At 63.4% G+C, this 17,931-nt stretch carries 13 protein-coding genes; 7 read left to right on the top strand and 6 right to left on the bottom strand.

From position 1 onward, the window contains the following. The first annotated feature begins 56 nt into the window (after window positions 1–56). The gene (locus ACQ4WM_RS16755; protein WP_436547938.1) at window positions 57–1,190 is read left to right on the top strand and encodes a GNAT family N-acetyltransferase; all 1,134 of its coding nucleotides are present in this window, start codon (window positions 57–59) and stop codon (window positions 1,188–1,190) included. A gap of 181 nt (window positions 1,191–1,371) precedes the next feature. Beyond that, window positions 1,372–2,220: an undecaprenyl-diphosphate phosphatase gene (locus ACQ4WM_RS16750; RefSeq protein ID WP_436547809.1), complete on the top strand. Its 849-nt coding sequence runs from the start codon at window positions 1,372–1,374 to the stop codon at window positions 2,218–2,220. 71 nt (window positions 2,221–2,291) lie between these two features. On the opposite strand, the gene ppa is transcribed toward ACQ4WM_RS16750, so the two are convergent. Continuing rightward, a complete protein-coding gene (gene ppa, locus ACQ4WM_RS16745) occupies window positions 2,292–2,840 on the bottom strand; it encodes an inorganic diphosphatase (RefSeq protein WP_436547808.1) in 549 nt (182 codons plus the stop codon). Between the two features lie 179 nt (window positions 2,841–3,019). On the opposite strand from ppa, the gene ACQ4WM_RS16740 reads away from it, so the two are divergent. The 3 genes from ACQ4WM_RS16740 (at window position 3,020) to ACQ4WM_RS16730 (ending at window position 7,080) form a co-directional block, all read left to right on the top strand. Further along, window positions 3,020–3,538 carry a sigma-70 family RNA polymerase sigma factor gene (locus tag ACQ4WM_RS16740; protein ID WP_436547807.1) on the top strand — a complete coding sequence of 173 codons (519 nt, stop codon included), beginning with the start codon at window positions 3,020–3,022 and terminating at the stop codon, window positions 3,536–3,538. Next, window positions 3,535–4,554, top strand: a complete 1,020-nt coding sequence (locus ACQ4WM_RS16735; protein ID WP_436547806.1) for a FecR domain-containing protein — start codon at window positions 3,535–3,537, stop codon at window positions 4,552–4,554. Before ACQ4WM_RS16740 ends, ACQ4WM_RS16735 begins: the two co-directional genes overlap by 4 nt. A 96-nt stretch (window positions 4,555–4,650) precedes the next feature. Beyond that, window positions 4,651–7,080 carry a TonB-dependent siderophore receptor gene (locus ACQ4WM_RS16730; protein ID WP_436547805.1) on the top strand — a complete coding sequence of 810 codons (2,430 nt, stop codon included), beginning with the start codon at window positions 4,651–4,653 and terminating at the stop codon, window positions 7,078–7,080. 60 nt (window positions 7,081–7,140) lie between these two features. On the opposite strand, the gene ACQ4WM_RS16725 is transcribed toward ACQ4WM_RS16730, so the two are convergent. From ACQ4WM_RS16725 to hemC, 4 genes are read right to left on the bottom strand one after another with little or no spacing between them, the layout of a single operon-like run. Beyond that, window positions 7,141–8,337, bottom strand: coding sequence for a heme biosynthesis protein HemY (locus tag ACQ4WM_RS16725; RefSeq protein WP_436547804.1), 1,197 nt, complete (start codon window positions 8,335–8,337; stop codon window positions 7,141–7,143). A 4-nt stretch (window positions 8,338–8,341) separates the two neighbouring features. Next, a complete protein-coding gene (locus ACQ4WM_RS16720; RefSeq protein WP_436547803.1) occupies window positions 8,342–9,508 on the bottom strand; it encodes a uroporphyrinogen-III C-methyltransferase in 1,167 nt (388 codons plus the stop codon). Beyond that, window positions 9,505–10,305 (bottom strand): uroporphyrinogen-III synthase, encoded by an 801-nt coding sequence (locus tag ACQ4WM_RS16715; RefSeq protein WP_436547802.1) that lies wholly within the window; start codon window positions 10,303–10,305, stop codon window positions 9,505–9,507. The genes ACQ4WM_RS16720 and ACQ4WM_RS16715 overlap by 4 nt, the downstream gene beginning before the upstream one ends. Next, on the bottom strand, window positions 10,298–11,284 hold the full coding sequence (hemC, locus tag ACQ4WM_RS16710; protein WP_436547801.1) for a hydroxymethylbilane synthase: 987 nt from the start codon (window positions 11,282–11,284) through the stop codon (window positions 10,298–10,300). Before hemC ends, ACQ4WM_RS16715 begins: the two co-directional genes overlap by 8 nt. A gap of 242 nt (window positions 11,285–11,526) precedes the next feature. Between hemC and ppc the strand changes: the two genes are divergently transcribed. Next, window positions 11,527–14,361 carry a phosphoenolpyruvate carboxylase gene (gene ppc / locus ACQ4WM_RS16705; RefSeq protein WP_436547800.1) on the top strand — a complete coding sequence of 945 codons (2,835 nt, stop codon included), beginning with the start codon at window positions 11,527–11,529 and terminating at the stop codon, window positions 14,359–14,361. On the opposite strand, the gene ACQ4WM_RS16700 is transcribed toward ppc, so the two are convergent. Further along, window positions 14,358–16,013: a hypothetical protein gene (locus ACQ4WM_RS16700; RefSeq protein WP_436547799.1), complete on the bottom strand. Its 1,656-nt coding sequence runs from the start codon at window positions 16,011–16,013 to the stop codon at window positions 14,358–14,360. The two genes, ppc and ACQ4WM_RS16700, sit on opposite strands and share 4 nt — an antisense overlap. A gap of 257 nt (window positions 16,014–16,270) precedes the next feature. On the opposite strand from ACQ4WM_RS16700, the gene ACQ4WM_RS16695 reads away from it, so the two are divergent. Further along, complete coding sequence (locus ACQ4WM_RS16695; RefSeq protein WP_436547798.1) at window positions 16,271–17,911, top strand: PAS domain-containing sensor histidine kinase; 1,641 nt, start codon at window positions 16,271–16,273, stop codon at window positions 17,909–17,911. Window positions 17,912–17,931: the final 20 nt, after the last annotated feature.

Below are 17,931 nucleotides of genomic sequence, written 5' to 3'. Positions count from 1 at the left end.
CGGGGGTATGCAGGTCGATGCCAGCAACCCGAGAGTGATGAATGCAAACCACAACAATGAATTATCGCACGGCTATCGTCTCTACCCTGGCTGAAATTGGCGAGCCGGCATGGTCCTCGCTCTTGGCCCTGCAAGCCGAAGCCAATCCTTTCCTGTCGTACGCTTTTTTGCATGCCATGCACGAATCGGGCTGTGCCAGTGCCGAATCCGGCTGGCAGCCGCAGTTCCTGGTGCTGTGGCAGGGCGAGACCCTGGCCGCCGCCCTGCCGCTGTATGTCAAGCTGCATTCCTACGGCGAGTATGTGTTCGACTGGGCCTGGGCCGATGCCTACCAGCAGCACGGCCTCGAATACTATCCGAAACTGCTGTCGGCCATCCCCTTTACACCCGTCAGCGGCACGCGTCTGCTGGCGCGCGACAGCGAGGCGCGCGCGGCCCTGCTGGCCTTTCTGCAGGCCCAGCAGCAAGCCAGCCAGGTCTCGTCCACGCATATCCTGTTTCCACCCGAAGCCGAAGCGCGCCAGCTCGAAGAGGCCGGTTTTCTGCTGCGCAGCGGCGTGCAGTTTCACTGGCTCAATCCCGGCTATGCGAATTTCGAGCAGTTCCTGGCCACCCTCGAGCACAAGAAACGCAAGAATATCCGTGCCGAACGGCGCAAGGTGGCGGAAGCGGGCGTGACCATGCGCCAGGTGCGCGGCAGCGACATCACGCCGGCCCTGTGGCAATTCTTTCACCGCTGCTACAGCAATACCTATGCCGAACACCGGTCCTCACCGTACCTGAGCCTGGAATTCTTTGAGCGCATCGGCGCGGCCATGCCGGAAAATATATTGCTGGTGGTGGCCGAACGCGAGGGCCGGGCGATTGCCGCCTCGCTGGTCATCCACACCAGCGATACTTTATATGGCCGCTACTGGGGCGCACTGGAACACGTGCCTTGCCTGCATTTCGAGACGGCCTATTACCAGCCGCTGGAATTTTGCATCGCACAGGGCATCGCCACCTTCGAAGGCGGCGCCCAAGGCGAACACAAGATGGCGCGCGGCTTCCTGCCGCAAAAGACCTGGTCGGCCCACTGGCTGGCCCACCCGGCATTCGCTGACGCCGTACAGCGCTTCCTGGAGCGGGAACGGGGCGGCATCGATGCCTACCTGGACGAGTTGAACGAGCACAGCCCGTTCCGCGGCTGAAACCGCCTGTTTTACAAGTAATACGGCTGTGGTAAGCTGGAAAAAGTCACGCCTGCAACTGGCGTGCACTGTCCGCCCTGCAGGTCCTTGTTGGCCGCTCCGCTCAACTTTCTTTTTGGTGAATGCAATTGCAAATTTTTAATTTGACCGGCCGCCGCAACGCGCGCCGTGGAGTTTCAGCATGATCGGCTGGTGGGAGGCTGCCCTGCTGGGCCTGATCCAGGGGCTGACCGAATTCCTGCCCGTGTCGTCCAGCGCCCATCTGCGCATTATCGGCCCGTTTTTACCATCCGGCGCCGACCCGGGTGCGGCGTTTACCGCGATTACCCAGATCGGCACCGAACTGGCCGTGCTGATTTACTTCCGCAAGGATATCCTGCGCATCGCCCTGGCCTGGTTCGGCGCCCTGCCCTTCAGCGGCGCCAGTGCGACGGCGAAAAGCCATCCTGACGTGCGCCTGGGCTGGCTGGTGATTATCGGCTCGCTGCCGATCGCCATCCTGGGACTGGCCTTCCAGCACGCCATCGAAACCTATCTGCGCAACCTCTACCTGACGGCCATCATGCTGATCGTGTTCGGCCTGATACTGGGCGCGGCAGACCGATATGGCCGCCAAGAGCTGCCGCTGTCGCGCATGCGCTGGCGCGACGGCATCATCTTCGGCTTCGCCCAGGCGATGGCGCTGATCCCGGGCGTATCGCGCTCGGGCGGCACGATTACGGCCGGCCTGATGATGGGCTACACGCGCGAAGCTGCGGCCCGCTATTCTTTTCTGCTGGCCATCCCTGCCGTGCTGGCGTCGGGCTTTTACCAGCTGTATAAAAGCTGGCATTCGGCACTGGCCGGCCCGGTCGCGCCCGGCCCGACCCTGCTGGCCACGATCATTGCATTTTTTGTCGGCTATGGCGTGATCGTGGTGTTTTTGCGCATCGTCAGCAGCCGCGGCTACTGGCCTTTTGTTGCCTACCGCATCGTGCTGGGCGTGTTTGTGCTGGCGCTGCTGCAAATGGGCGTGATCGCCGCGCACTGAGCGCCCTGCACCAATAAAAATGCCCCCGTGCCAAAGCTGGCACGGGGGCATTTTTTATTGCATGGCGACGCTTACGAAGCGCTGCCTTCCGTTTCTTTCTTGTAAGCAGCAACGCCGTTCAGGATCTCAGCGCGGGCTTCGTCGGCGCCGTACCAGCCGTCGATCTTGACCCATTTGCCTTTTTCCAGGTCTTTGTAGTGCTCGAAGAAATGCTGGATCTGGCGCAGGCGCAGTTCGTTCAAGTCTTCCGGCTTCTGCCAGTGGCTGTAGATCGACAGGACCTTGTCGACTGGCACGGCCAGCACTTTGGCATCTTCGCCCGACTCGTCGGTCATTTTCAGCACGCCGATAGGACGGCAGCGCACAACCACGCCAGGGAACAGCGGGAACGGGGTGATGACCAGCACGTCGACCGGATCGCCGTCCGGCGACAGGGTGTTCGGCACATAGCCGTAGTTGCACGGGTAGTGCATGGCGGTACCCATGAAACGGTCGACGAAAATCGCGCCCGATTCCTTGTCCACTTCATATTTGATCGGATCGGCGTTCATCGGGATTTCGATGATCACGTTGAAGTCGTTCGGCAAATCGCGGCCCGAAGGCACTTTATTCAAGCTCATGGGGTTTCCTCGTGTGTGCTGACAGTGTTTTAACCGCGCAATTATAGCGAAGTACACGCTCCTTGTGCGATGCAGCAGCCTCCAAATGGCTATTTTGTCAAGCGACTTTGCAACAGTGGCGCCGATAGCCCGACAATGCTATGATTTGTAAATGAGAACCATTATTATCTAAAATCACCGTGTCTTCCGTTCCTGTTCTTCCACAAGTGGACGTCACCGCCCTGTACAACGACCATCACAGCTGGCTGCAAGGCTGGCTGCGCCGCAAGATGGGCAATGCCCTTGACGCCGCTGACCTGGCACACGACACATTCCTGCGCGTGCTGGCACGCCGCGACACCCCGAGGCTGCTGGCGCCGCGTGCCTACTTGGGCACCATCGCGCGTGGCCTGATGGCCGACTTTTTCCGCCACAAGGATATCGAACGCGCTTATCTCGACGCCCTGGCCGCCCTGCCGCAAGCGCATGCGCCGTCGCTTGAGGCGCGCGCCATCGTGCTCGAGGCGCTGGTTGCCATCGACACCATGCTCGATGGCCTGAAGCCGGTCGTGCGGCAAGCATTTTTGCTGTCGCAGCTCGACGGCCTGACCTACGAGCAGATCGCGCAGCAATTGGGCGTGACCAAACGCACGGTCAGCAATTACATGTGCACCGCCATTGAGCACTGCGTCGAACACTGCGATCCGCTGGCGCCATGAGTGAGCTCAGTGAACTGATAACGGCGCCGCCGCGCGACGACGCGGCCGTGCGCAAACAAGCCGTGGCCTGGTATGCGCGCCTGTGTTCGGGCAGCGCGGGCGAGGCCGAGCAGCAGGCATGGCTGCGCTGGCATGCAGCGCATCCGGCACACCAGCACGCCTGGCAGCGCATCGAAGCGATGCGCGCCACCTTGCAGCAGGCGCCGGCCGGCATCGCTTCCCCGGTGCTGCGCGCCAGGCTGGCTTCCGGCGGCCAGGCACGCCGCCAAGTGCTGCGCAGCGTGCTGCTGCTGGCAGGCAGCGGCACGCTCGGCTACCTGTCCTGGCAGAAGGCAGAGCAACATGGCCTGGTGCAGCCCCTGCTGGCCGACTACAGCACCGGCATCGGACAACAAAGGCCGATAGCGCTGGCCGATGGCTCGCTTTTGACCTTGAATACCGGCAGTGCGATCGACGTGCGCTTCGATCTCCAGACGCGGCGCGTGCGGCTGCTGGCCGGTGAAATCTTGGTCGAGACGGCCCGCCATCGGCAAGGCCACGCCGCGCCGGTCGACACGCGCCCATTTATCATCGAGACCAGGCACGGAGCTGCGCGCGCCCTGGGCACCCGCTTTACCGTGCGCCAGTTCGACGATCACACGCAAGTGGCCGTACTGGACGACGCCGTCGAGCTGCGCGCCGCGCAGTCGCCAGGCAAGGCCGTGATTGTGCGCACCGGACAGCAGGCGCGCCTGACGGCCAGCGCCATCGCGGCCCCGGAACAGGCCGACGAAAGCGCCGGCCTGTGGCACACCGGCAACCTGCTGGTCAACGACCGCAGCCTGGCCGAAGTAGTGGCCGAACTGGGCCGCTACCGCCGTGGCCACCTGATGTGCGATGCAACAGTGGCACAGCTGCGTGTTTCCGGCGTATTTCCGCTGGCGGACACCGACCGCGCGCTGCTGTTGCTGGTTCAATCGTTCCCACTGCGTCTGCGCAGCCTGACGCGCTACTGGGTAACCCTGGAAGCGGCCTGAAAAAAAATCAGAAAAATTTTCATCTTTTTATTTTTCGTGCGGCCTACAAGACAGAAGCAACACCAACCACCTGTCATTCAATCACCTGGGCCCATCATGCTTGATCACCGCTGCACTCTTCTTCCCCTTGCCATCGCCATGCGTGGCGCCTTGATGGCGATGACGCTGTCGCTGCCGGCCGTCGCCATCGCCGCCCCGGCGGCGGACACTGCCAGGCCCTACCGGATCGCAGCCGGCCCGCTGGTCTCGGCGCTGAACCTGTTCGCTACCTCGGCGGGCGTGGCATTGACGTATGACCCGGCGCTGGTCAGCGGGCGCACCTCGCCGGGCTTGCAAGGCACGCATACGCCAGGCTCCGGCTTTGCCGCACTGTTGGCCGGCAGCGGTCTGGAAGTGGTTGACCAGGGCAATCGCGGCTATACACTGCGCCGCGTGGCGGGCGGCGAACAGACGCTGGCGCCGGTCAGCGTCACCGCGCGTGCCGATGTCCCCAACGTTACAGAAAACAGTGGCAGCTACACCACCCCGGTGATGGCCACGGCCACCCGCATGGGCCTGTCGATGCGCGAGACGCCGCAGTCGGTCAGTATCGTCACGCGCCAGCAGATGGACGACCAGGCCCTGAACAGCGTTCCCGACATCCTGGAAAAGGTCGTTGGCGTCACCGTCGGGCGCAACGACAGCGAGCGCGCCACTTTTTATGCGCGCGGCTACACCATTGAAAACTTCCAGTTCGATGGCATGCCCAATACCCTCGATAGCTCGAACCAGTACACCACCGCTATCGGCGACAGCGCAGTCTATGACCGGGTCGAAGTGGTGAAAGGCGCGACCGGCCTGCTGACGGGTGCCGGCAACCCGTCGGCCACCATCAACCTGGTACGCAAGCGCCCGACCGATGAATTTGCGGCCTCGGCAAATGGCAGCATCGGTTCGTGGAACAAATACCGCGGCGTGGCCGATGTGTCCGGCCCCTTGAACGCCAGTGGCAGCCTGCGTGGCCGCGTGGTGGCCGCCGCGCAAAATGCTGGCTCGTATATCGACTACTACCAGCGCGACACGCGCAGCCTGTACGCCATCGTCGAGGCCGACCTGGCGCCGCGCACCACCGTGAGCCTGGGCGTCGACTACATGCAGAGCCGTGCCGACGGCGCCACCTTCGGCCATTTGCCGCTGTTCTACAGCGACGGCTCGCAGACGCACTTTCGCCGCTCGCTGAACCCGGCCGCGCGCTGGTCGTACTGGGACAACGACAGCACCAACACCTTTGCCACCGTCAAGCACGCGTTCGACAATGGCTGGCAGCTGGACGCCGCCGCCAGCCACCTGAAACAATCGAAGGACGTCTTGTACGGCTCGGCCTACAACGGCTACATGAACCAGCAAACCGGCGCCGGCATACGCCTTCTCGGTGGCCCGCTGCCAACCCAGGCGAGCACTGACAGCGCCAATCTGGCCGCCACCGGCCCGTTCACCCTGTTCGGCCGCCAGCATGAGCTGATGCTGGGCGCCGGCTATTCGCGCCAGAACAAGGATGCCCAGCTGTACACCAGCAGCCTGGTGGCGGTGCCCGACTACCGGCTGTGGGATGGCGTGCTGAGCCTGCCAGCGCAAACCAGACGTGCCGACCGCGACACCACGATCACCGAAAAAGGCGTGTCGGGGGCCGTGCGCCTGCGCCCTGGCGATGATTTGTCGGTGATCCTGGGCGCGCGCACCAGCTGGTACAAGCTGTACGACTACCAGGTATCGGTGGCCGGCGTGCGGTCCGTCTCGGACAACCTGAACGAAAGCGCGAAAGTGGTGCCGTATGCGGGCGTAGTGTATGACTTGAACAGCACCTGGTCACTGTATGCCAGCTACACCGACATCTTCAAGCCGCAAACCTATTACAAGGACGCCAGCGACAGCTCCCTCGATCCGCTGACGGGAAAGAGCATGGAAGCAGGCGTGAAAGGCGAATGGCTCGATGGCAAAATCAACGCCAGCGCGGCTATCTTCAAGATCGAGCAGGACAATGCACCACAGTACCAGGGCATCAACAGCATCACCGGCGGCGAAATCTACAGGCCCATCGCCGGCGTCACCAGCAAAGGCTTGGAACTGGAAATGTCGGGCCAGGTCACGCCGGCGTGGAATCTGGCCGGCGGCTATACACTGCGCACCTCGCATATTCCGCCGCAGCCCAACCTGACACTGAGCGCAGTCAATACCAACCAGCCGAAGCATCTGTTCAAGCTGAGCACCGCCTGGACCCTGACCGCCGGCTGGACCGTCGGCGGCTCCATGACCTGGCAAAGCGAGACGTACTACCAGCTGTCAACGGCCGCCCGCTGGCGCGCCACGCAGCCGAGCTACGCGGTGGTGGGCCTGATGGCGCGCTACCAGGTGGGTCCGCGCCTGTCATTGGCGCTAAACGTCAACAACGTGCTCGACAAAACCTACATGCCGGGCATGGGTTCGTATGGCACGGGCGTGTATGGCGACCCGCGCAATGCGCTGCTGACGGCCAATTTCAAATTCTGATCCGGTCCGCAAGACCAAAAAAAACCCGTCGCAACACGGGTTTTTTGTTGGCGCACTGGTTTACAAAATGGTTGCCAGTGCACACTGCCGATAATGCGCGGCCGCCTGCTCATTCTGCTGCAGGGCTTCATGCATCTGCGCCAGTTTGAGGTGGGCGTCGCGCACCATGCGCGAATCGCTGGCGTCGGACAGGGCCTGCTCCAGATGGCGCTGGGCCTTGCCCCATAGTTTCTGTTTCAGGCACAGCGAACCGAGGGTCAGCGCCAGCTCGGCGTCCAGCGGACGCTGTTTCAGCCACTGTTCGCAGTGCTCGATCTGCAGCATCAGGGCCGGCGTGCCGTAAGGCGCGGCCGCTTCGCGATAGATGCGCACCACGCGGTCGTCCCAGTCGGCGCCCAGGGACTCTTCGCACACCAGGCGCGCTTCGTCGTGCAGGCCGCGCGCGTTCAGGGCGGTGGCGGCACGGCAGGCGATATAGGGCTTGACCCTGTCACTGGTCGGCACAGTCGACCAGACCCGCATCAAGGACTCGGCGTCATGCGTACGGTCAGACAGCAAGTGCTCATACGCCAGTTCGCGCAGGCGCGACGACAGCGCCGGATGCAGTGCACGGTGCTTGTCAAGCGAGCGCACGAGGCGCAGCACTTCGGGCCAGTTCTTCGCCTGCTGCTCGGCTTTCAGGGACCATTGCAGCGCGTGGATATGGCGCGTGCCGCTGGCGTTCAGTTCGCGCACGGCAGCCAGCGCGGCTTCCGGCTGGTGGTCGTCGACCAGTAATTCGGTGACCGTCATCAGGCGCGCGGTTTTGAGGGTAGCGTCACCTTCGACCCGGGCCAGCCAGCTGTCGCGGCGCTCGGACTGGCGCATGCGGTGCGCGGCGCGTGCGCCGATCAGCGCCGCCAGGCCGGCGTTTTCTTCCAGTTCGGCGGCGCGCAGGGCGGCTTTTTCGGCATGGCCGAAGCGGCCTTCGAACAGTGCTTTCAAGGCTTCGCGCAAGCCCTTGTTGCCGTCGCGTTCACGCTTGCGCAAACGGTAGGCTGCCACTTCGGCCGGCATGCGCACGGTGGCGCGCAAAGCCCTCAGCAGGAAGTACAGCACAGCGAACAGGGTCACCTGCGCCAGCACGAAAAAGTTCAGCGACAAATCGATGCGGTAAGGCGGGTAGAACAACACCACATTGCCTGGGTTGAAACGGGCCGTCACGGCGATACCGATCGCCGCGGCCATCAGGGCGAGTAACCAGAGAAATAGACGCATGGGCTCAGGACTTCGCTTTGTAGTTGCGTACAGCGGTCAGGCTGTCGGACAAGGTCGGCATTTCGATGGTCAGGTTGCTGGCCTGCACCTGGCGCAGCAAGCTTTGCGCCGTCTGCGTGGCGCGCGCACGCGTGTCAAAATACTTGGCCAGGCCATCCTGTGCCGCGATCAGATCGTTCCTGAACGCCGTCTCGTTGCGCGACAGCAGCGCCATGCGCGCGTTCAGCAAGCGCAGCTTGATGTTTTCGCGCAAAAAGTACGATTGCGTCGGCGACAGCATCAACGCTTCCGGCGTATCGACGCGGCGGATGCGGATCAACTGGCGCACGTCGTTCCACATGTCGCCGCTCCAGGTATTCCAGCCATTGCGCACTTGCTGCAGCAGCGGTTCGGGCGCCGGTGGCCCCACCAGCTTGCCGGCCGCATTACGCACCTGTGCCTGCGCTGGCTTGCCGGGCTTTTCCGGCGCGGCAGGCAGCGCCGGCGTTTCGTCGGACAGCATCGGCAAGGCGTCGATCTGCGCGATCACGGTATCGAGGCGTAGCGCCACGCCGGTCGAATCGACACTCGGCAAGGCCTTCAGTTTTTCCATGTCGCGGCCGATGGCACGGCGGATGGTGATGAATTGCGGCTTGTCCGAGCGCGACAGGCTGCGGTCGGCATTTTGCAGCGCGATCAGCGCGCCCGGCACGTTGCCGGCCAGCTGAAGCTGCTGGCTGGCGGTCGACAGCACTTGCTCGATTTCCGTCAGGGCCCATTCGTCACGGTTCTTCGACAGGTCGTTATACAGCTGCTCCAGCGCCAGTTGCTGGCTTTGCGTTTCACTCTGGCGGTTTTCCAGCGCGCCGACCTTGATTTCCAGTTCCTTGTTGCTTTCCTGCACATTACGCGCGATCACGCCCGTTTCGGCGTTGCTGATGTCGCCCTTTTGCAGGCGCTTGGCCACTTCTTCGCGCAGGTTGCGGATCTGCTTGCTGCTCGACCAGCTTTGTGCCGCGAGCAGCACGGCCAGCACGATGACGGCGATGCTCATCGGCTTTTGCAGCTGCTCCAGCAGAGTCGGTGCGCGGCCATAAGGAGCGGCCCCCGGTTGATCGGCCGCCAGAGGCGTCGTCAAGACGGCGCTGCCAGGCGTTGGAGTCGGTTCAGAGTGTGTAGGCATTTCGTTCATGGTCGTGATTGTAACGCGGCGAGCACGCCTGCGTCGCCAGATCCTGTCAAGGTCACACGGGCAAAGCCCAGCTCGGCCGCAGACTGCGCAATACGGGCATGCGGCACGATCAAATGCTGCTGTTTCATTTTTACAACAAACGCCGTTTCTCTATCAATTCCCTGGTCCATTTCAGCCAGCAAGGACAGCAAGCCGCGCAGCGCTTCCGAGCTGGTGATGATCCAGTCATTATTATGCTGCAACAGCTGTTCCAGGGTCGCCCGCAAGCCTGGCGTGAGCCTGGGCACGGCGCGCCGGTAAGCGGTCAGGAAGTCAACCTCGGCACCGGCCGCGCGCAAGCCATCGGCCAGGAAATCGCGGCCGCCGTCGCCGCGCACGATCAGCACGCGCTTGCCGCGCAGGGCCGGCAAATCGAGTGCCAGCAGCAAGTGTTCGGAATCGCTGCGCGCATGCACGCCCGGGCTGGTGATCGTGGCATTGGCGTCATGCACACCATGCGCCGCCAGTGCCGTTCGGCTGCCCTCGCCCACCACCGCCAGCGCCACGCCGGCAGGCCAGGCGGGCAAGTGGGCAAACACGCAGTCGATGGCATTCGGCGAGACAAAGGCCACCAGGTCGTAGTCGGCGAGGCGCGCCAGTACGCGCTTCAGGTGCGCGCATTCTGCCTGCCCGTCGAGCGCGTGGATTTCCAGCAAGGGCAGCAACTGCACAGGCAGCCCGAGTGCGGCAATGCTGGCGGCCAGCGGCGCGGCTTGTTGCGCGGGCCGCGTGATCACCACCGTTGCAGGGTCAGGCATGCGGCGCCAGGCCTTCGTGCTGGTCGGGAGTCACCGCGCACGAGGCGAGAATGGCGGCCGCGTCCTGCGCGTGCAGCAATTCTGCCACGGCCTGGCCCAGTTGCTCGGGTGCGTCAGCCGGGCCATTCACGTCGGCGCTGGCCATGCGTGCGCCGTCTGGCGTGGCGACCATGGCGCGCAGGCGCATCTGGCCGCCATCGACGGTGGCAAACGCGGCCAGTGGAATCTGGCAGCTGCCGCCAAAAATTTTTGACACCTTGCGCTCGGCCGTGACGGCCTGGAAGGTAGCCTGATGGTTCAATGGCGCCAGCAAGGCGAACAGGTCGACGCCGTCCGTGCGCTCGCTCCTGATCTCGATCGCCATCGCGCCCTGGCCGGCGGCCGGCAGGCTGTATTCGGGGTCGAGCACGGCGCGGATGCGCTCTTCCAGGCCCAGGCGCTTCAGGCCGGCGGCGGCCAGGATAATTGCAGCGTAGTCGCCGCGATCAAGCTTGCCCAGGCGCGTGTCGAGATTGCCGCGCAGCGGCAGGATGGTCAGGTGCGGATAGCGCGCCGCGATCAGTGCCTGGCGGCGCAGGCTGCTGGTGCCGACCACGGCGCCGTGCGGCAGCGCGTCCAGGCTGGCGTAGTCGTTCGACACAAACGCGTCGCGCGGATCTTCGCGCTCGAGGATGGCGGCCAGGCTGTAGCCTTCGGGCAGTTCCATCGGCACATCCTTCAATGAATGCACGGCCAGGTCGGCGCGGCCTTCGTCCATCGCCACTTCCAGTTCCTTGACGAACAGGCCCTTGCCGCCGACCTTGGACAGCGCCCGGTCCAGGATCTGGTCGCCGCGCGTGGTCATGCCGAGGATTTCGACGCTACACTGCGGATACAGCGCGGCCAGGCGCGAACGCACATGCTCGGCTTGCCACATGGCGAGGCGGCTTTCGCGCGAGGCGATGATCAGCCTGGCCGGAACATTTGATTCAGGGGACATTTCGGATGATTTCAACACAAGTTCTTTCGCTGTCGTTGTTGTTTCGCCGCTGGCAATGCCACTGTTTTGTCGGGATCGCGCGCGGCATCGCTATAATTATTATTGCTTTGCCTATACGGCAAAACCAGTCACACGCCATGTTCAAGATCATAAATTTTATCATGCGCCCCCCTCCCCGCTGTGGCTGAACGCCCGGCGCAGTTGCCGTTTCTTTTCTTTGACACCTACTTTGGTACTTAAATATGCTCAATGAAGCCAGTGCAGCAGAAACCGACACCGCCTCCAGCCCGGACAAGGACGCGCCACTGAAAGAAGACATACGCCTGCTGGGCCGCCTGCTGGGCGACGTGCTGCGCGAACAGGAAGGCGACGCCGTCTTCAACGTGGTGGAAACCATCCGCCAGACCTCGGTGCGCTTTCGCCGCGAAGAAGACGCCGAGGCCGCCCTGGAACTGGACGCCATGCTCAAGCAGCTGACGCGCGAACAGACCAATTCCGTGGTGCGTGCGTTTTCCTATTTTTCGCACCTGGCCAATATCGCCGAGGACCAGCACCGTATCCGCCGCCGCCGCGCCCACCTGCTGGCCGGTTCGCCAGCGCAAAAGGGCAGCATCGGCTTTGCGCTGAAAAAACTGCATGCCGCCGGCGTGCCGCGTGCCACCGTCGACAGGTTTTTCCAGGATGCCCTGATCGCCCCCGTGCTGACGGCCCACCCGACCGAAGTACAGCGCAAGAGCATACTCGACGCCGAGCACGACATCGCGCGCCTGCTGGCCGAACGCGACACGCCGCAAACGCCAAAAGAACGCCTGGCCAACATGCAGCTGCTGCGTTCGCGCGTGGCGACCTTGTGGCAAACGCGCATGCTGCGCTACTCCAAGCTGACGGTGGCCGACGAGATCGAAAACGCCCTGTCCTACTATCGCATCACCTTCCTGCGCGAACTGCCGGCCCTGTACGACGATATCGAGGACGATATCGCCGCCGAATACCCGAGTCCTGACGGCGCCGTCACGCCGATCGACGCGGCCTACGTGCAGATGGGCAGCTGGATCGGCGGCGACCGCGACGGCAATCCGAACGTCAACGCCGGCACCATGCAGCACGCGCTGGCGCGCCATGCCACCACCATCCTCGATTTCTATCTCGACGAAGTGCACGCGCTGGGCGCCGAACTGTCGGTGTCGACCCTGATGGTGGGCGTGAGCACGCAACTGCAGGCGCTGGCAGAGCAATCACCCGACGCTTCGCCGCACCGCAGCGACGAGCCGTACCGACGCGCCCTGATCGGCATCTATGCGCGGCTGGCCGCCACCGCCCGTTCGCTGGGCGCGACCAATATCCTGCGCAAGGAAGTGGGCGCCGCCGCACCCTACGCCGACGCTGGCGCTTTCGTGGCCGACCTGCGGGTGATCATCGACTCGCTGGAAGCGAATCACGGCGCGGCATTGGCCCGCCCGCGCCTGGCCACCCTGGCGCGCGCGGCCGACATCTTCGGCTTCCACCTCGCCTCGCTCGATATGCGGCAAACCTCGGACGTGCACGAAAAAGTGCTGGCCGACCTGTTTGCCAAAAGCGGCTTGGAAAGCGATTACTGCGCGCTGGACGAGGACGCCAGGGAAGCGCTGCTGCTGGGTGAACTGGCCCAGCCGCGCCTGCTGTATTCGCCATTCATCAGCTACAGCGAAGTGACTGATTCGGAGCTGGCGATTTTGCGCGCGGCGCGCGATATCCGTGCGCGCTACGGCGCACGGGCGATCCGCAACTACATCATTTCGCATACGGAAACCGTGTCCGACCTGCTCGAAGTGATGCTGCTGCAGAAGGAAACCGGGCTGCTGAAAATCGATGCCAGCGGCGGCGCCAGCAGCGAGCTGATGGTCATCCCGCTGTTTGAAACCATTCCCGACCTGCAGCGCGCAGCCGGCATCATGAGCCGCGCCATGGCGCTGCCGCTGGTCAGGCAATTGATCGAAAAGCAGGGGAAATTGCAGGAAGTCATGCTCGGCTATTCCGACTCGAACAAGGACGGCGGCTTCCTGACCTCAAACTGGGAGCTGTACAAGGCCGAACTGGCGCTGGTGGCCAACTTCAGGCAGGCGGGAGTCAAGCTGCGCCTGTTCCACGGCCGGGGCGGCACGGTGGGCCGTGGCGGCGGACCCAGCTACGAAGCCATCCTGGCCCAGCCACCGGGCACCGTCAACGGCCAGATCAGGCTGACGGAACAGGGCGAGATTATCGCCTCGAAGTTTTCGAATGCGGAAATCGGCCGGCGCAACCTGGAGTTGCTGGTCGCCGCCACGCTGGAAGCGAGCCTGGCGCCGCAGGCAGAAAACCCGCAGCAGACCAGGCAGCTGGCGCGCTTTGAAACCGTGATGGCGGAACTGTCGAACCTGGCCTACAAGGCGTATCGCCAGCTGGTGTACGAGACGCCGGGCTTTACCGAGTATTTCTTTGCCGCCACGCCTATCGCCGAAATCGCCGAACTGAACCTCGGTTCGCGGCCGGCCTCGCGCAAGGCCAACCAGCGCATCGAAGACCTGCGCGCGATTCCCTGGGGTTTTTCATGGGGCCAGTGTCGCTTGCTGCTGCCGGGCTGGTTCGGCTTCGGCAGCGCGATTGGCGCCTGGATCAACCAGGCAGAAGGTTCGAAAGACGAGCGAATCACTACCTTGCGCAGCATGTACGCCGAATGGCCCTTCTTTGCCACCCTGCTGTCGAACATGGACATGGTGCTGGCCAAGACCGACCTGGCGATCGCCTCGCGCTATGCGGAACTGGTGGCCGACCATGCATTGCGCGAACGTATCTACAAGCGCATTACGGAAGAGCATGGCAACACCTTGCAATGCCTGGAACTGATCACCGGCAACACGGAACGCCTGGCCGGCAATCCGCTGCTGGCGCGCTCGATCCAGAACCGCTTCGCCTACCTCGATCCGCTGAACCACTTGCAAGTGGAACTGATCAAGCGCCACCGCGCCTTGTCAAACGAGAACAAGGTCGACGAGCGCGTGCACCGTGGCATCCAGTTGTCGATCAACGGCGTGGCGGCGGGCCTGCGCAATACGGGCTAGACAGTCGCCTGTGAGCGCCGGCCTGAGCGCCGGCGCATCAGCCGCCGCACCAGCAGAACCGTGCCGCAAAGCGCCGCCAGCAGCGTGACACCAGCCAGCGCCACCGGCCAAGGCATCAGGCTGCGCTGTACCGGCTCGCTGGCCAGGCCATCGCGCAAGGCAGCTGGAAAAGGCCGCGGCTGCACCGGCACGATCTTCCAGTCGGCCGGGTCGGCCGGTGTGTGCGCCATGTATTCATCATAGGAAAACACCGGCGCCGAGCCGAAGGCGCGGCTGGACGGGAACTGCGGTATGCGCACCAGTATCAGCGCCTCCACATCGCTGCGCAGTTGCTGCTCGAACGGCGTCAGGGCACGCTTGGTCGTGCCGCTGACCAGCTGCAACAGGTCCTGCCCGGCAGCGTCAAACGCCACCGCCGGATACAAGCGCGTCTGCTCCTCGCTCAGGTAATCATAGGCCTTGCGGCCCTCCTTCAAGCTCAGTTTGCTGATTGCCTTGTAGGGATAGCCTGCCAGCGCCATCAGGGCGTGGGTCGGGCCGCGCGCAGGAATCTTCCAGCCGAGCGCATCGAACACATCCATGCTCAGGCCGGCGCAGTTACTGAGCGCGCCGTCGTAAATGATATCGTGACGGTAATATTGGTTGTACAGGCGCTGCACGCCGCCCTGGTAGGCCACGGCCGTGCGCGCATTGTTCAGCACGGCGACCAGCATGTAGGAAGGCCGGTAATACGATTGCCCGCTGTTCAGGTCGGCCAGGTAATTATCCATCGGTACCGAAGCGGCCAGGATGCCCTTTTCGCCATAGGCGTCGAGGCCATAGAAATTGTTCACGATCCAGTCGGCAAATTCGCCGCGCGGTCCCATGGTGCCGGTAGCAATCGCAAAATGGCCGCCGTAAGCCTCGTCATCATCGCCCTGGGCGCCGTTGAGCATCACGGCAAGCACTGGCTTGCCCTGCCACTGGCTGGCCGCGCCCTGCTCGCGCTGCCACACGAGCTGGTTCGAATAGGCGCTTTTCGCGCCACCATCATGCGCCCGCACATAGTCGACCAAGCCGTCATTGCCGTTCAGCGCTTCGACCTTTGTCGCGTTGATCACGAAGTCGTTCGGCCAGATGGTGCGCGCCGTGTACGTGGCGCGCTGCTGGCCTTGGGCCGGTTCCAGGCTGCCGCGCACGCGCACCGATTTGCCGTCGAAAAAAGCGCGTGAACTGGCGTCGAAATACGACAGGTTGGTGGGAATTTTCGGCGCCAGCCGCGATGGCAGCACGGCGCCGCCAGGCAACTGCAGGCTGGCACCATCGGGCGAGAAAGTCGCTTGCGGCAACAACTGCGGCGCACCCAGCCAGACCACGCCGGGATAAGCCAGCCGCCCTGCCTCATTGCTGGCGGCCCAGGCGCGCACATCTTCCTTGCCGCGCAACACAGTCGAGTGGCCGGAAACGGTTTTTCCCGGCCGGGGCACGGCGATGACCTGATCGCGGAAATAGAACAGCGCTTGAGGAATGGTCGGGCAATCGGTGCACTGGCCGTTGGCAAGGCGAAAATCCTGGCCAGGCAGCAGGCCCAGTGGCTGATCCAGCGCATCGTGCACGCCAGCTTGCGGCGCCGCATGGCCAGCGCCGGCCAGGCCGGAAAGTATTGTCAGCATTGTAATCGCGCGGGGTTGCGCCTTCCATATCTTCATGACCAGTATGCTCCAAAGGATAGCAGTGATACAGCAGTGCTGTCGATTGTATGCGAAAGCGAGCCCGGCATTATTGCGGCGTGGCAATTACCGACACTACCGGTGCAACATGGAAATTATTCTTATAGCAATGCAAGTAAAGCATTACAATATGTTTCAACAATTCAGTCTGCCGAGTCGCAGCAGCAAGCGGGCCTGGCAACAGACACCCAAAGGCACCGATGGCATATCCGTCGTTTCACCTGTTGCAGGCAGCATGCATCGCGATCCTTGCCATGGCCGGCCTGGTGCTGGCCGCAGGCGTGTACATTGTTCTGTTGCGCCGCCAGTCAAGGGCGAGCAGCGCGCGCCACCGCGAACTGAGCGAATCGATACAGGATGGCGCCTGGGAAACCGACGCCAGCGGTCGCATCGTTGCCGCCAACCGGCGCATGGGCGAGATGCTGGGACTGACCGAAGCGCAACTGGTGGGACGCCATGTCAGCGATTTTTTCAATGTGCCGACCTTGCAACGGCTGTGCCCCATGCTGCGCACCGACCTGCCAGGACCGGCGCGCCTGCTTCAATATCAGCGAGCCGATGGCGCCACGGCCTGGGCCATGGTCGGCGGCAAGCGCCTGCTGGACGCACATGGCAGGCTGTGCGGTTCGCTGACGATAGCGACCGATGTGACCGCCCATCACCTGGCCCAGCAGGCACTGGTGGCGGCGCATGCGGGGCTGGAACAGCGCATTGCGCTGCGCACGGCGCAGTTGCAGGAGGCCAACGCGCAACTGGCCGGGGAGGTTGCGGTGCGCCGGCAGGCAGAGCAAGCCTTGCTGTGCAGCGAAACACGCTTGCGGGAGATTATCGCCATGCTGCCGCTGGCCCTGTTCCTGAAAACGGCCGAGTCGAAGGTGATACTGATGAACGAAGCTTGCGAACAGCAATGGGGCATCGCACTGGACGAACTGACGGCGCGCACGGAAGAGTGCTATTACACGCCGGAACAGTTGCAGGGCTTTCGCGAAGACGACCGCCAGGCATTTGCGCAGCGTCGCGTGGTGGTGCGCGAAGACATGCTGTGGAATTCCCACCTGCAGCAATACCGGCAGGTACAGACGCACAAAAAGGCTCTCTTCGACGAACACGGACAGCCGCAAATGATCATCGGCATGGGCATCGACATCACCGAACACCGGCGCAATGAAGAGGCGCTGCGCCTGTCGCTGCTGCAGCTGCGCGAACTGTCGGACCACCAGGAAAGCATCAAGGAAGCCGAACGGCGCCGTATCGCGCTCGACATCCACGACGACCTGGGGCAAAGCCTGATGGTGCTGAAGATCGATGCCAGCCTGCTGCATGCACGCACCGGTGAAAAACATGCGCGACTGCGGCGCCACACGCAGCGTGCGCTCGCCGCCATCGACGCCAGCATTGCCGCCGTGCGCGAAATCATCAACGACCTGTACCCAAGCACCCTGGAACTGGGACTGGTACCGGCCGTCGAATGGCTGGTACGGCAAATGCACACCCTCGGTGACGGGTGCTACCACCTGACGCTGGACAATCCCGATACCGGTCAAGGACTGGACCGGCGCAAGACTGCGGCGCTGTTTCGCGTGATCGAGGAATCCCTGTTGAACAGCCTGCGCCATGCACGCGCCCGTACTGTCGAAGTAACGCTGGGGCAATGCGCCAGCCAGGTGGCGGTGTGCATCAGCGATGACGGCATCGGCATGCAGCCGGGCGACGACGGCAAGCGCGCCGCGTTCGGCCTGAAAAACATGCGTGAAAGAATGCATGCGCTGGGTGGCACGATTGCCATCACCAGCGGCCCCGGCCAGGGTACGACCCTGGAGATCCGCTTGCCTTATCCGTGATTGCATGCCACAAGTTGTTG

The organism is Janthinobacterium longum, assembly GCF_051380735.1.
Lineage (GTDB): Bacteria > Pseudomonadota > Gammaproteobacteria > Burkholderiales > Burkholderiaceae_D > Janthinobacterium.
Note: the sequence above shows the minus strand (reverse complement) of the source record. Positions and strands in the feature narration are given on the sequence as shown.

Bases quoted from the DNA above. Each gene is read 5' to 3' on its own strand.
- ACQ4WM_RS16755 (WP_436547938.1), top strand. From the start codon at position 57: ATGAATTATCGCACGGCTATCGTCTCTACCCTGGCTGAAATTGGCGAG.
- ACQ4WM_RS16750 (WP_436547809.1), top strand. From the start codon at position 1,372: ATGATCGGCTGGTGGGAGGCTGCCCTGCTGGGCCTGATCCAGGGGCTG.
- ppa (WP_436547808.1), bottom strand. From the start codon at position 2,840: ATGAGCTTGAATAAAGTGCCTTCGGGCCGCGATTTGCCGAACGACTTC.
- ACQ4WM_RS16735 (WP_436547806.1), top strand. From the start codon at position 3,535: ATGAGTGAGCTCAGTGAACTGATAACGGCGCCGCCGCGCGACGACGCG.
- ACQ4WM_RS16730 (WP_436547805.1), top strand. From the start codon at position 4,651: ATGCTTGATCACCGCTGCACTCTTCTTCCCCTTGCCATCGCCATGCGT.
- ACQ4WM_RS16725 (WP_436547804.1), bottom strand. From the start codon at position 8,337: ATGCGTCTATTTCTCTGGTTACTCGCCCTGATGGCCGCGGCGATCGGT.
- ACQ4WM_RS16720 (WP_436547803.1), bottom strand. From the start codon at position 9,508: ATGAACGAAATGCCTACACACTCTGAACCGACTCCAACGCCTGGCAGC.
- ACQ4WM_RS16715 (WP_436547802.1), bottom strand. From the start codon at position 10,305: ATGCCTGACCCTGCAACGGTGGTGATCACGCGGCCCGCGCAACAAGCC.
- hemC (WP_436547801.1), bottom strand. From the start codon at position 11,284: ATGTCCCCTGAATCAAATGTTCCGGCCAGGCTGATCATCGCCTCGCGC.
- ppc (WP_436547800.1), top strand. From the start codon at position 11,527: ATGCTCAATGAAGCCAGTGCAGCAGAAACCGACACCGCCTCCAGCCCG.
- ACQ4WM_RS16700 (WP_436547799.1), bottom strand. From the start codon at position 16,013: ATGCTGACAATACTTTCCGGCCTGGCCGGCGCTGGCCATGCGGCGCCG.
- ACQ4WM_RS16695 (WP_436547798.1), top strand. From the start codon at position 16,271: ATGGCATATCCGTCGTTTCACCTGTTGCAGGCAGCATGCATCGCGATC.